This is a genomic window from Streptomyces sp. NPDC004561, assembly GCF_053602155.1.
Genome location: NZ_JBSGDB010000293.1, coordinates 1 through 11576, shown reverse-complemented (window position 1 = coordinate 11576; position 11576 = coordinate 1). Strand labels below are relative to the sequence as shown.

Annotated in this window: 12 protein-coding genes and 1 pseudogene; 7 read left to right on the top strand and 6 right to left on the bottom strand. The window is 73.3% G+C overall.

All coding sequences use genetic code 11. The annotated features are described in order from the left end of the window. Together ACWEN3_RS30540 and ACWEN3_RS30535 are read left to right on the top strand one after the other, a co-directional pair. A pseudogene (locus ACWEN3_RS30540) lies at positions 1–590 on the top strand (ArnT family glycosyltransferase); the annotation flags it as partial. 42 nt (positions 591–632) lie between these two features. Then, positions 633–1586 (top strand): ribose-phosphate diphosphokinase, encoded by a 954-nt coding sequence (locus tag ACWEN3_RS30535; protein ID WP_452977130.1) that lies wholly within the window; start codon positions 633–635, stop codon positions 1584–1586. 46 nt (positions 1587–1632) lie between these two features. On the opposite strand, the gene ACWEN3_RS30530 is transcribed toward ACWEN3_RS30535, so the two are convergent. Together ACWEN3_RS30530 and ACWEN3_RS30525 are read right to left on the bottom strand one after the other, a co-directional pair. Further along, entirely contained in the window at positions 1633–2013 is a 381-nt protein-coding gene (locus tag ACWEN3_RS30530) for an anti-sigma factor antagonist (protein WP_452977128.1), read from the bottom strand. A 129-nt stretch (positions 2014–2142) separates the two neighbouring features. Further along, positions 2143–3093 carry an NADP-dependent oxidoreductase gene (locus ACWEN3_RS30525; RefSeq protein ID WP_452977126.1) on the bottom strand — a complete coding sequence of 317 codons (951 nt, stop codon included), beginning with the start codon at positions 3091–3093 and terminating at the stop codon, positions 2143–2145. Positions 3094–3164: 71 nt separating this feature from the next. On the opposite strand from ACWEN3_RS30525, the gene ACWEN3_RS30520 reads away from it, so the two are divergent. Together ACWEN3_RS30520 and ACWEN3_RS30515 are read left to right on the top strand one after the other, a co-directional pair. After that, positions 3165–4133, top strand: a complete 969-nt coding sequence (locus ACWEN3_RS30520) for a GlxA family transcriptional regulator (RefSeq protein ID WP_452977124.1) — start codon at positions 3165–3167, stop codon at positions 4131–4133. 61 nt (positions 4134–4194) lie between these two features. Then, the gene (locus ACWEN3_RS30515) at positions 4195–5043 is read left to right on the top strand and encodes a hypothetical protein (RefSeq protein WP_452977123.1); all 849 of its coding nucleotides are present in this window, start codon (positions 4195–4197) and stop codon (positions 5041–5043) included. 18 nt (positions 5044–5061) lie between these two features. On the opposite strand, the gene ACWEN3_RS30510 is transcribed toward ACWEN3_RS30515, so the two are convergent. Both ACWEN3_RS30510 and ACWEN3_RS30505 read right to left on the bottom strand, forming a co-directional pair. Beyond that, positions 5062–6693, bottom strand: a complete 1632-nt coding sequence (locus ACWEN3_RS30510) for an amidohydrolase (RefSeq protein ID WP_452977121.1) — start codon at positions 6691–6693, stop codon at positions 5062–5064. Between the two features lie 17 nt (positions 6694–6710). Next, complete coding sequence (locus ACWEN3_RS30505) at positions 6711–8213, bottom strand: APC family permease (RefSeq protein WP_452977119.1); 1503 nt, start codon at positions 8211–8213, stop codon at positions 6711–6713. 125 nt (positions 8214–8338) lie between these two features. Here ACWEN3_RS30505 and ACWEN3_RS30500 point away from each other — a divergent pair, with 125 nt between their 5' ends. From ACWEN3_RS30500 to ACWEN3_RS30490, 3 genes are read left to right on the top strand one after another with little or no spacing between them, the layout of a single operon-like run. Beyond that, on the top strand, positions 8339–9058 hold the full coding sequence (locus ACWEN3_RS30500) for a TetR/AcrR family transcriptional regulator (protein WP_452977117.1): 720 nt from the start codon (positions 8339–8341) through the stop codon (positions 9056–9058). A 44-nt stretch (positions 9059–9102) separates the two neighbouring features. Beyond that, entirely contained in the window at positions 9103–9567 is a 465-nt protein-coding gene (locus ACWEN3_RS30495; RefSeq protein WP_452977115.1) for a pyridoxamine 5'-phosphate oxidase family protein, read from the top strand. A gap of 50 nt (positions 9568–9617) precedes the next feature. Beyond that, a complete protein-coding gene (locus ACWEN3_RS30490; protein WP_452977113.1) occupies positions 9618–10010 on the top strand; it encodes a VOC family protein in 393 nt (130 codons plus the stop codon). Positions 10011–10027: 17 nt separating this feature from the next. Here the strand turns inward: ACWEN3_RS30490 and ACWEN3_RS30485 are convergent, their stop codons facing one another. Both ACWEN3_RS30485 and ACWEN3_RS30480 read right to left on the bottom strand, forming a co-directional pair. Then, on the bottom strand, positions 10028–10330 hold the full coding sequence (locus ACWEN3_RS30485; protein ID WP_452977111.1) for a DUF4235 domain-containing protein: 303 nt from the start codon (positions 10328–10330) through the stop codon (positions 10028–10030). A gap of 28 nt (positions 10331–10358) precedes the next feature. Next, positions 10359–11375 carry a glutathione S-transferase family protein gene (locus ACWEN3_RS30480; RefSeq protein WP_452977109.1) on the bottom strand — a complete coding sequence of 339 codons (1017 nt, stop codon included), beginning with the start codon at positions 11373–11375 and terminating at the stop codon, positions 10359–10361. Positions 11376–11576 lie beyond the last annotated feature (201 nt).

The window sequence follows — 11576 nt, the reverse complement described above, 5'->3', positions numbered from 1 at the left end:
CGTCCGGCACGAACCGCGGCCACGGTTCGGCGCGTTCGGGGGCCGGGCGCCTGGGCCAGGCGATGGGGGCCGCCGGAGCGCCCGGCGCCCAGGCGGACCCCGGCCGTACGGAGCTTTCCGGGGCCGGCGCGTGGGGCGGCCCCGCCGCGCAGGGCCGAATGACCACGGACCAGCGCCGGCTGCTGGACTACACCCGCGCGCACCAGGGCTCCGCCACCTACGTGTTCGCCACCACCAGCTGGAGCACGGCGTCCCCGTACATCCTGTCCACGGGCGTGGACGTCCTGCCGCTCGGCGGCTTCAGCGGCAGGGCGCCGTTCCCGACGCAGGACGGGTTCCGGCGGCTGGTGGCGTCCGGAAAGGTCCGGTACGTGCTGCTGGGCGGCGACCGCGGCATGGGCTTCGCGGCCGGCGGTTCGGGGCGGACGGCCACCGAGCGGATCACCGGCTGGGTCCGGTCCTCCTGCACCAGGGTCCCGGCCTCGGCCTACGGCGGCACGGACCCCTCCGGCGCCGCCGCGTCCGCGCCGGGGCGCGCGGGCGAGACGGCGAGCGCCCAGACGCTCTACCGCTGCGGGCCCGGCCAGTAGCATGAGCCCGGCAGCCCGGAGTGATCACGCGAGGAGCGGATCGTGCGAGACATCGCCGTCTTCAGCGGCAGTGCCCACCCCGACCTGGCCCAGGAGGTCTGCGCGCACCTCGGCGTGCCGCTCAGCCCGACCCGGGTCAGCCGGTTCGCCAACGACTGTCTGGAGGTACAGCTTCAGGCCAACTGCCGGGAACGGGACGTCTTCCTGATCCAGCCGCTGGTCAAGCCGGTGCAGGAGCACCTGGTGGAGCTGCTGCTGATGTGCGACGCGGCCCGGGGCGCCTCCGCGGCCCGGATCACCGTCGTCATGCCGCACTACTCCTATGCCCGCTCCGACAAGAAGGACGCGCCCCGCATCTCCATCGGCGGGCGGCTGGTCGCCGACCTGCTGGTGGCGGCGGGCGCGAGCCGGGTCCTCGCCATGACCCTGCACTCCCCGCAGGTGCACGGATTCTTCTCGGTCCCGGTGGACCATCTGCACGCCCTGCGGGAACTGGCCGCGCACTTCAGGCAGTACGACCTGACACGCACCACGGTCGTCTCCCCGGACCTCGGCAACGCCAAGGAGGCCGCCGCCTTCGCCCGGCGGATCGGCGCGCAGGTGGCGGCCGGCGCCAAGCAGCGGTACGCGGACGACCGGGTGACCATCAGCTCCGTCATCGGCGACGTCGCCGGCCGGGACGTCATCGTGCTGGACGACGAGATCGCCAAGGGCAGCACGGTGGTGGAACTCCTCGACCGGCTGCGGGAGTCGGGGCCGCGCTCGGTCCGGGTGGCGTGCACGCACGGGCTGTTCGCGGCCGGTGCGCTCAAGCGGCTGAGCGAGCAGCCGGAGGTGCTGGAGATCGTCTGCACCAACACCGTGCCCGTGCCGATGGCCGAGCACACGGACAAGCTGCGGGTCCTGTCCATCGCCCCGGCCCTCGCCGAGGCGGTCCGCCGCATTCACAACGGGGAGTCCGTCAGCGCCCTGTTCGAGGAGTCGTGGAGCGCCTGAGAGCCGAGGCGGTGGCGGAGAGCACGACGCCTGACGTCGCGTCGGCTCACCAGGAGCCGGACGCGGCCTCGGCCTCCTCGAGGGCCGCGTCCGGCGTGGGATGCGGCGGCAGCAGCCGGGCCAGGCCGGTCACCCGGAAGACGCGCAGGGTCATCGGATGCGTGCACACGAGGTGCACCCGCCCACCCCGTTCCAGGGCCCGGGCCCGCGCCCGGTAGAGCAGGCGCAGTCCCGAGCAGTCGAAGAACTCGACGTGCCGCAGGTCGATCACGACCTGTGCGCCGGGGCGGGCCGTGACCAGGTCCAGGACCGGGCCGATCTCCGCCGCCGCGGCGATGTCGATCTCCCCCCGGAACTCCAGGACCGTGTGCGCCCGGTATGCGTACACGCGCAGATGCCGGGTGAGGGGTACGGGCTCGTGTCGCACCTCGGCATCACCTCCCACCCGTGCCCCGACGTCGTATCCCCGATCGTCAAGTTACCCTCGATGGAAGGAATTTGAGCATGTTCGATTGACATATGTCTTCGAGTTTCACGCGTGTCGCACAGGGGCGGCTCAGTCGGCGAGCAGCACCAGCTTCCCCGTCGTCCGGCCGGTGTCACCGAGTTCGTGCGCCTTGGCGGCCTCCGCCAGCGGGAACGTCCCGGCGATCGTGGCGCGCAGCCGGCCCGACGCGGCCAGCTCCGCGACCGCCTCCATCCCGGCCCGGTCGGCGTCCACCAGCATCTGCACCCCGCGCACGCCGAGCCGCTCGGCCTCCGCGAAGAACTCCGGGGAACCGTCCGGCAGGATCGACACCACGATCCCGCCGGGGCGCAGCACCCGCAGGGACTTCACGGCCGTCTCCCCGCCGACCGTGTCCAGGACGACATCGACGTCCCGCACCGCCTCGGTGAAGTCGGTGGACCGGTAGTCGACCGCCTCGTCCACGCCGATCTCCCGCAGGAAGTCGTGCTTGCCCGCGCTCGCGGTGCCGATCACGTACGCGCCGCGCGCCTTCGCGATCTGCACGGCCACGTGCCCGACCCCGCCCGCCGCCGCGTGGATCAGCACCCGCTGCCCCGGCCGGATGCCGGCGTGCTCGGTCAGCGCCTGCCAGGCGGTCAGGGAGACCAGCGGCAGCGCGCCCGCATGGGTGTGGTCGATGGAGGCCGGCTTGTGCGTGAGGGCACGGACCGGCGCGATCACGTACTCGGCGTGCGAGCCGTGGCCGTACGGGTAGGGAAGCATGCCGAAGACCTCGTCGCCGGGCTCGAAGGCGACGACGCCGATCCCCGTCTCGGCGACCTCGCCGGAGACGTCCCAGCCCAGGACGAACGGCGGCCGGCCCAGGAAGAGGCCGGAGGCCCGGTGCTTCCAGTCGGTGGGGTTGAGACCGGCGGCCCGCACCCGGACCAGCACCTGGTTCGGGCCCGGCTTCGGCCGCTCCACGCGTACTTCCTTCAGGACCTCGGGACCGCCGAGGACGTCCTGGCTGATGACTCGCATCGTGTTCACATCGCTCATGGTCACCCAGCCTGCCGGGGACCGCGCGGCAAGGAAATGGCAAGATTGCCAACCTTCGATAGGATCGTGCCATGTACGACATGGAGCTGCGCGCCCGGCGTCCCGAACGGGTGGTCGTCCTCGCCCTCGACGGCGTCTACCCCTTCGAACTGGGCATCCCCAGCCGCATCCTCGGCGCGGCCGACGGCCACTACGAAGTGCTGACCTGCACGGTCGACGGCGGCCCGGTGCGCACCAACTCCGACTTCACCGTCGGCGTGGCCCACGGCCCCGAGATCCTGGAGACGGCGGACACCGTGGTGGTCACCTCCGTACCGCCCACCCACATCCCCACCGAGCTGCCCGACGAGGTGGCCGGCGCGCTGGCCCGCATCCGCCCGGACGCGCGGATCGTCTCCATCTGCACAGCCGCCTTCGTGCTCGCCGCGGCCGGCCTGCTCGACGGCCGCCGCGCGACCACGCACTGGCACGTGGCCGACCTGTTCCGGCGCCGCTACCCGCAGGTCGACCTCGACCCGGACGTCCTCTTCGTCGACGACGGCCGCGTCCTCACCTCGGCCGGAGCCGCCTCCGGTGTCGACATCTGCCTGCACATCATCCGCACCGACCACGGCAGCGAGCTGGCCAACGCCGTCGCCCGGCGCTGTGTGGTCCCCCCGTTCCGGGACGGCGGCCAGGCCCAGTACATCGAGCAGCCGGTGCCCGTCAGCGGCGCCGCGAGCACGGCCGCCACCCGCGCCTGGGCCCTGGGGCGCCTGGACCAGCCGCTCACCCTGGCCGACCTCGCCGGACACGCCCGCATGAGCCAGCGCACCTTCGCCCGCCGCTTCAACGACGAGGTCGGCCTCAGCCCCGGCCGCTGGCTGATACAGCAGCGGGTGGTCCGCGCCCGGCACCTGCTGGAGTCCAGCGACCTGTCCGTGGACCGGATCGCCGGCGAGGTCGGCTTCGCCACCGGCGCCTCGCTGCGCCAGCACCTGCACGCGGCGATCGGGGTGTCCCCGGGGGCCTACCGGCGGACGTTCCAGGAGGCCCGCTGAACGTTCCGGGCCGCTCCGGCGTCGAAGGAGCCGACGGCGACCGAGGGGTGGAGGGGCGGGCATGCGCAGAGGGCTCGTGGCGGTGACGGTGCTGGCGGCCGTGACGGCGGTGGGATGCGGCTCCGGGACCGAGCCGGAGCTGGTGGTGCGGGGCACCCCTCCGGCCTCCCCCTACGGCGGCCCGCTCCACGTCCCCACGCGCGACCTCGACGGAAGCGGGCCCCGGGCCCTGCGGCTCGCCTCCGGCGCCGCCGGCCGGGCCCTGGAGTGCGACGGCGAGATCTTCGACGGCGAGGGACCCGACGGGTGGAGCACCCCCGACGGCGGCGCCACACCCGAGGAGGGACTGGCCCTCTACTTCGACATGTTCCAGCCGGAGGTGCCCGAGCACGGCTACCGGGTGGAACGCCGGGATGCGGACCGGGTGCTGTACTCCTTCGACGTCGGCGGCCGCACCAAGGTGGCGGTCGTGGTCGCCAGGGACCGGAAGGGCCGCCCCGGTTGGGGCCCGGAGACGAGCGCCTCCTGCGACCCGGCCGAACTCCCCGCGGGCTACACCGACGCCATGGGCTGGGAGATCTGGACCGACCGCACCGGCCGGCGGGTCCCGGTGAGCGGGGTCAGCAGTTCGCCCGGGGCGGAACACTGCGGCTGGGGGTCGGCCCACGTCCTCAGCCTCGGCGACCGGACCTACGGCCGCGACCCCGAGGGCGTCCTCGGCCGGGACGGCCTGCTCACCGTCCCGTACCGAGGCCGGGTCCGTGCGCTGCCCGCGGGAGCGCACGACACCGGGTACCGCTACCACGACTGGCGGCTGTGGCTCACCCCCGACCGGTCCACGGCGTACGTCCGCACGCCCGACGGCATCGAGGCGTGGCCCCGGCTGGAGCGGGGCGCCGACTGCCGCTGACCCGGCGCGGGGCGGCGCTCAGGCCCCGGGCGCCGCGTACACCCGCTCGCCGCCCACGTACGTGAGTGCCACCGCCGTCTCCGCGATCGCCTCGGGCGGCCCGGCGAACGGGTCGCGGTCCAGGACGACCAGGTCGGCGAGGGCCCCGACGGCCACCCGCCCGGCCTCGTCCAGATGGTTCACGTACGCCGAACCGGCCGTGTACGCCGTGAGCGCCTCCCCGAGGCTCAGCCGCTCGTCCGGCAGGAACACCGGCCGTGTGCCGCCCGGTTCGGTCCGGTTGACGGCGACATGGACGCCCTGGAGCGGGTCGGGGCTGCTCACGGGCCAGTCGCTGCCCGCCGCGAGCCGTGCCCCGGAGCGCAGCAGCGCGCCGAACGGATACTGCCAGGCGGCCCGTTCGGGTCCGAGGAACGGGATCGTCAGTTCGTCCATCTGCGGCTCGTGCGCGGCCCACAGCGGCTGGATGTTCGCCGTGGCGCCGAGCCGGGCGAAGCGCGGCACGTCGTCCGGGTGCACGACCTGGAGGTGCGCGAGATGGGGCCGGGTGTCGCTCGGCCCGTTGGCGCCGCGGGCCGCCTCGATCGCGTCCAGCGCGTCCCGTACGGCCCGGTCGCCCAGCGCGTGGAAGTGGCACTGGAAGCCGAGCGCGTCCAACTCGGTCACATATGCGGGTAGTTGCTTCGGGTCGACGAAGCTCTTGCCCCGGTTGGCCGTGACGCAGCCGCACTTGTCCAGATACGGGTCGAGCAGCGCGGCCGTGTGGTTCTCGGCGACTCCGTCCAGCATCAGCTTCACGGTGCCCGCGCGGAACCGTCCATGGCTGAACGCGCGCCGCTTCTCCACGAGTTCGGGAATCTGTTCGGCCCCGCGCTCGCGGTCCCACCACAGCGCGCCGACCACCCGCGCGGTGAGCGAACCGTCCCGGGCCGCGGTGAGGTACGCCTCGGCCGGGTCGTCCATGCCGAGGAAGTCGCCGACGAGCGCGTCCTGCCAGGCCGTGATGCCGAGCGCGTGCAGATGCCGCTGGGCGTGCAGCAGCGCGGCCAGCCGCTCGGCCGCGCCGGCGGGCGGCGTGAGCCGGCCGACCAGCTGCATCGCCCCCTCCTGCAGGGTGCCGCTCGGCACGCCGGAGGCGTCCCGCTCGATCCGGCCGTCGGCCGGGTCGGGCGTGTCCCGGTCGATGCCGGCCAGCTGAAGTGCCCGGCTGTTGACCCAGGCGCCGTGGTGGTCCCGGTTCGGCAGGTACACCGGCCGGTCCGGGACCACCGCGTCCAGCAGCTCCCTGGTCGGCGTACCGCCCGCGAACGCCTCCATCGACCAGCCCCCGCCGAGGATCCACTCCCGCTCGGGGTGGGCGTCGGCGTAGGCGCGTACGGCGGCCACGGTCTCCTCGGCCGTCGTCGTACCGGCCAGGTCGCACTGGGACAGTTCGAGCCCGGCCGGCACCGGATGGACGTGCGCGTCCTGGAAGCCGGGCAGCAGCAGCCGTCCGGCCAGGTCCACCACCTCGGTGCGCGGGCCGGCCAGTTCGTTCAGCTCGGTGTGCCCGACGGCGGTGATCCGGTCACCGGTGACGGCCACCGCGGTCGCGGTGCGGCCCCCGGGGGTGAGGACGGGACCGCCGGTGAAGAGCAGATCGGCGTGCATGATGCCTTTCCTGAAGGTCAGTTGGAGGTGGTGAGCAGCTGCTGGGCGTCGGCGTCCGTGCCCTCGCCGGTGCGGAAGTACGGCGACCTGCGCACCCACTTCGCCCATCCGGCCACCAGGAATCCGGATCCGATCATCACCAGCGGCATGAGCAGCAGGAACCAGCCGTTGTCCGCGCGGAGCGCCAGATGGTCGGCGGAGCGGTAGAACGACCAGGCCAGATAGCCGCCGAGGCCCAGCAGCGCGGCGGCGCTGAGCGCGGGCAGCACCACCGCCCGCACCCCCTGCCGCCAGTCCTCGCGCAGCAGGGAGCGGAAGCGCACGGCCGCCGCGAGGGCGGTCAGCGCGTAGGACAGGGCGACGACGATCCCGACCGCGTTCACCACCGCGTCGATCATGTCGGCCAGGCGCGGGATCACCAGGGCGGCCGCCGCGACCGCGACCGACAGCGCCCCGATCAGCAGCGTCCCGGCCGCCGGGGTCCCGTACCGGGCACTGACCCTGGACCACACCGCTCCGAGAGTACGGTCCCGGCTCATCGCGAACATCCCGCGCGCCGTCGGGATGACGCCCGCCTGGAGCGAGGCCACCGCCGAGAACATCAGCGCCACCAGGGGCAGCGCGGCCAGCGGCCGGTCGGCCAGCCGGTCGCCGTAGTACGCGAGGCCCTGCGCGCCGTGCCCGGCCAGCTCGTCCTGCGACAGCACCCGCTGGAAGGCCAGCGAGCCCAGCAGGAACAGCCCGAGCATCGTCACCAGGGTGATCGTCCCGGCCCGCGAGGCGTCCCGCGGCTCGCGCACCTCCTCGTTGACGGTGAACGCCGCCTCGAAGCCCCAGTAGCAGAACACCGACAGGACCAGGCCCTGCGCCAGCGCGGTCGCCGAGGGGATCGCGAAGGGGTCGAACCAGGAGAGGCTGAAGCGGTGCGGGCCCGTCACGATGCCGTAGCCGCAGAAGCCGAGCAGCACGACGTACTCGAAGACCAGCAGCGCGCCCTGCAGCCGGGCCGCGCTGCGGACGCCGGTCACGGCGGTCAGGGTGACCGCGACCAGGACGACGATGCCGACCGCCGTCGTCTGCGCGGTCGAGCCGGGGTCGAGGCCGAGCGAGCCGATCCGGTGCAGTCCCGCCTCCCCGGCCAGTTGCATCACCGCCGATCCGGTGACCGCCGTGGTGTACGCGAGGAACGCCACGCTCGCCACGATGTTCACCCAGCCGACCGTGAAGCCGAGCCAGGGGCTCAGCGAACGGCCCACCCACACATAGCCGTTGCCCGCGTTCGGCTCCACCCGGTTGAGCCGCGAGTAGGCCCCGGCGATACCGAGCACCGGCAGGAAGGACAGCAGCATGATCGCGGGCAGATGCGGGCCGACCACGCCGGCGATCACCCCGAGGCCGATGCCGATGCTGGTGGTGGCGGCCGTGCTGGAGGCCGCCACGGCGATGCCGTCCGTCACGCTCAGGGACCTGCGCAGCCCGGGCCGCGCGGGGGGGTCCACTCCGATGGTTCTGTCGTTCATGGCCGGCTCTCCGCTCGCACCGCGGGGCCCGGACGGCCCCGGTGACCGGACATGAAACTGCCGGGGGACTTAACAGGTCAACGGTGTTGTCATAAGGTGCCGGGCACATCCCCAGGGAGGCCCCCATGAGCGACCGTGTCGTCCCGCCGAGCGATCGCCGGCGCCGACGCCCCACCAAACAGGGCGTCGTGCTCTCCGAGGAGCTGATCGTCAGGACCGCCATGCGGCTGATCGAGGAGCACGGCGCCGACGCCCTCTCCGTGCGCCGCCTCGGCCGGGCCCTCGGCGCCGACCCCAGCTCCCTGTACCGGTACTTCCGGCACACCGACGACCTGATGCTCGCCGTCGCCGACGAGCTGATCGGCCGCACCCTCGCCACCTGGCGGCCCACCGGCGACTGGGCCGCCGACCTGCGCGACCTCGGCCTGCGCATGCACGCCGGTGCCCTCGCCCACCCCCGGGCCGCGGTGCTCAGCGCCCATCGCGTCACCGGCCGGGCACACGAGATCCAGGCGGTCGAGAGCATCCTCGGGGTGTTGCGGCGGGCCGGGTTCCCGGACGCCGAGGCGGTGCGCATCTATCACGCGTTCGTCGACCAGGCCCTCGCCTTCGGCGCGCTGGACTCGGCGGGCACCGCCCTGCCCCGGCCCGCGCGCGAGGCCGAGGCGGAGGTGTGGCGCGGCACCTACGGCACGCTGTCCGCCGACAGCCACCCGCACATCGCGGCCACCGCCCGCCACCTCGTCGCCACCATGCGCGGCAGCTCCTACCCGGCCGCGCTGGAGCTGCTGCTGACCGCGGCCCGGACACGCCTTGATCACATCCGTGCCACGACACGGGGGTGACGGCCAGACTGGACTGCATTCGCACCCAGAGGAGGCCGAACGTCATGACCCCGCCGCCCGCCCGCACCGCCGCACAGCGCAAGAAGGACACCCTGCACCGGCTGGAGCACGACATCGACGCCTGGGTCGCCACCGCCGGCCCCGACGGTGCCGCCCCCTACCTCGTGCCGCTGTCCTTCGTCTGGGACGGCGCCGTCCTGCTGATCGCCACCCCCGCCGACAGCCCCACCGGCCGGAACCTGACCGCCACCGGCAGGGCGCGCCTCGGCATCGGTCCCACCCGGGACGTCGTCCTCGTCGAGGGCACCGTCCGGGCGGTGACGCCCGAGGACCTGCCCGAGGAGGACGCCGAGGTCTTCGCCGGCAAGACGGGCTTCGACCCCCGTGAACTCACCACGCGCTACCTGTACTTCACGGTCGTACCGCAGCGCGTCCAGGCCTGGCGCGAGGCGAACGAGCTGCAGGGGCGGGAGCTGATGCGCGACGGGGAGTGGCTGCTCGCCGACTGAATCCGGGGGCCCGGGATATCCGCAGGGAGAGGACATCCCCGGGAGGAAGCATGGCACTGGTGAAAGCGGGCGTCGTGGTACTCGACTGCGCCGAGCCCGAGAAACTCGCCGAGTTCTACAGGGAGTTGCTGGAGGGCGAGCATACGGGCGCGTCGGCCAACCTGGTGGAGATCCGCGGGGCCGACGGCGTCCGGCTCGCCTTCCGGCGGGACGTGAACGCGACTCCGCCCAGCTGGCCGCGCCCCGAGAACTCCCTCCAGGCCCATCTCGACTTCCTGGTCGAGGACTTGGACGAGGCCGAGCGCCGGGTCGTGGGACTCGGCGGCCGGCCGATCGAGACCAAGGACGCGGCGGGGCCGTACGAGGAACGCGGGTACGCCGACCCCGCCGGGCACTCCTTCACCCTGCGCCTGGTGCCCTCGACGGCACCCAAGCGGGGCTGAGCGAGGGGCTCACGGTCTCACTGCCGGCCCTTCTCGTCGGCCACCGGCCACACACCCGTCGACCGGGCGATGGCCTTGGCGCCGGTGCGGTCCACGGCGCTGCGCACCACCGCGAAGATCGCGCCCTGGACCGCCGCGGCCAGCAGGATCTCACCCCAGCCGCGGTCCGGGTCCAGGGCGTCGGGCGCGTCCTCCTCGTGCCGTATCGCCTTCCACGCCTTCTGGAAGGCGAGACCGGCCAGCGCGCCGCTCGCCCAGCTGAGCACGAACCCGACCGGCTGGTAGACGAGCGGCAGTTTCTTCTTCTTTGTCTTGGCCATGTGTGACTACTTCCTCGTCAGTCGGTCCTCATGCGGGCCGCGCCGCGGCGGGCACGCGTTCACCGGGAGGCACCGGCCCCGGGGCCGTCCCGTCGCCGAACGGCCGGCCGCCCAGCTCCTCGCGGTGGTGCGGACTCAGCCAGCCGGCCAGATCCGGGCCGAGCGGGACGATCCCTGTCGGGTTGATGCCGGTGTGCACCTGGTAGTAGTGACGCTTGATGTGGTCGAAGTCGACCGTGTCGCCGAAGCCGGGCGTCTGGAACAGGTCACGGGCGTACGCCCACAGCACCGGGTTCTCCGCGAGCTTCCAGAGGTTGCACTTGAAGTGGCCGTGGTACACCGGGTCGAACCGGACCAGCGTGGTGAACAGCCGGATGTCGGCCTCGGTGAGGGTGTCACCGACCAGATACCGCTGCCCGGCCAGCCGGTCCGCGAGCAGCTCCAGCCGCCGGAACACGCCCGTGCACGCCTCCTCGTACTCCTTCTGGTTCGTGGCGAACCCGGCCCGGTACACGCCGTTGTTGACGTCCTGGTAGACCTCCGCCATCACCGTGTCGATCTCGTCGCGCAGGCCCGCCGGATACAGGTCGGGCGCGCCGTCGCGGTGCAGTGCCCGCCACTCGGTGGCCAGGTCCAGGGTGAGCTGCTGGTAGTCGTTGGTGACCAGCCGCCCGCTCGGCACGTCCACGACCGCGGGCACGCTCACCCCGCCCGGGTAGCCGGTCTCGCGCCGGTCGTAGGCCTCGCTCAGGTACCGGATGCCGAGCACCGGGTCCCGGCCGTCCGGGTCCAGGGTGAACCGCCAGCTGCGGTCGTCCTGGACCGGGTCGGTGACCGCCATCGGCAGCGCGTCCTCCAGGCCCAGCAGCCGGCGGGAGACCACCGCCCGGCTCGCCCAGGGACACGCCCGGGACACCACCAGCCGGTAGCGCCCCGCCGCGACCGGCCAGCCGTTCTGGCCGTCGGCGGTGATGCGGTCCCGGAAGTGGCTCCGGGACCTGCTGAACGTCTTGTGGCCGTAGGCGCTGTTGCCGTCGCCGCCCATGTCTCCTCCTCGTCTCCCAGGGGGCCTCGGGCAACCGCGTTCCCCGTTTTCGGCCGCCCGCACGGTGTGATCCGCCCGGTCGGGGGCAATCGGCGAGGGGTGAGCGGGACATCCTCGGAACGGGAGCGGGAGGACGTCGTCGCCATCACGGCGGCCATGCTCCAGCCGGTCGGTCTGGACAGGTTCGCCAAGCGGTTCCCC

What these genes read in the sequence shown, in the direction of transcription:
- ACWEN3_RS30510 (WP_452977121.1), bottom strand. Translation starts at nt 6,693, where the DNA reads ATGCACGCCGATCTGCTCTTCACCGGCGGTCCCGTCCTCACCCCCGGG.
- ACWEN3_RS30505 (WP_452977119.1), bottom strand. Translation starts at nt 8,213, where the DNA reads ATGAACGACAGAACCATCGGAGTGGACCCCCCCGCGCGGCCCGGGCTG.
- ACWEN3_RS30495 (WP_452977115.1), top strand. Translation starts at nt 9,103, where the DNA reads ATGACCCCGCCGCCCGCCCGCACCGCCGCACAGCGCAAGAAGGACACC.
- ACWEN3_RS30485 (WP_452977111.1), bottom strand. Translation starts at nt 10,330, where the DNA reads ATGGCCAAGACAAAGAAGAAGAAACTGCCGCTCGTCTACCAGCCGGTC.
- ACWEN3_RS30520 (WP_452977124.1), top strand. Translation starts at nt 3,165, where the DNA reads ATGTACGACATGGAGCTGCGCGCCCGGCGTCCCGAACGGGTGGTCGTC.
- ACWEN3_RS30515 (WP_452977123.1), top strand. Translation starts at nt 4,195, where the DNA reads ATGCGCAGAGGGCTCGTGGCGGTGACGGTGCTGGCGGCCGTGACGGCG.
- ACWEN3_RS30500 (WP_452977117.1), top strand. Translation starts at nt 8,339, where the DNA reads ATGAGCGACCGTGTCGTCCCGCCGAGCGATCGCCGGCGCCGACGCCCC.
- ACWEN3_RS30490 (WP_452977113.1), top strand. Translation starts at nt 9,618, where the DNA reads ATGGCACTGGTGAAAGCGGGCGTCGTGGTACTCGACTGCGCCGAGCCC.
- ACWEN3_RS30480 (WP_452977109.1), bottom strand. Translation starts at nt 11,375, where the DNA reads ATGGGCGGCGACGGCAACAGCGCCTACGGCCACAAGACGTTCAGCAGG.
- ACWEN3_RS30525 (WP_452977126.1), bottom strand. Translation starts at nt 3,093, where the DNA reads ATGAGCGATGTGAACACGATGCGAGTCATCAGCCAGGACGTCCTCGGC.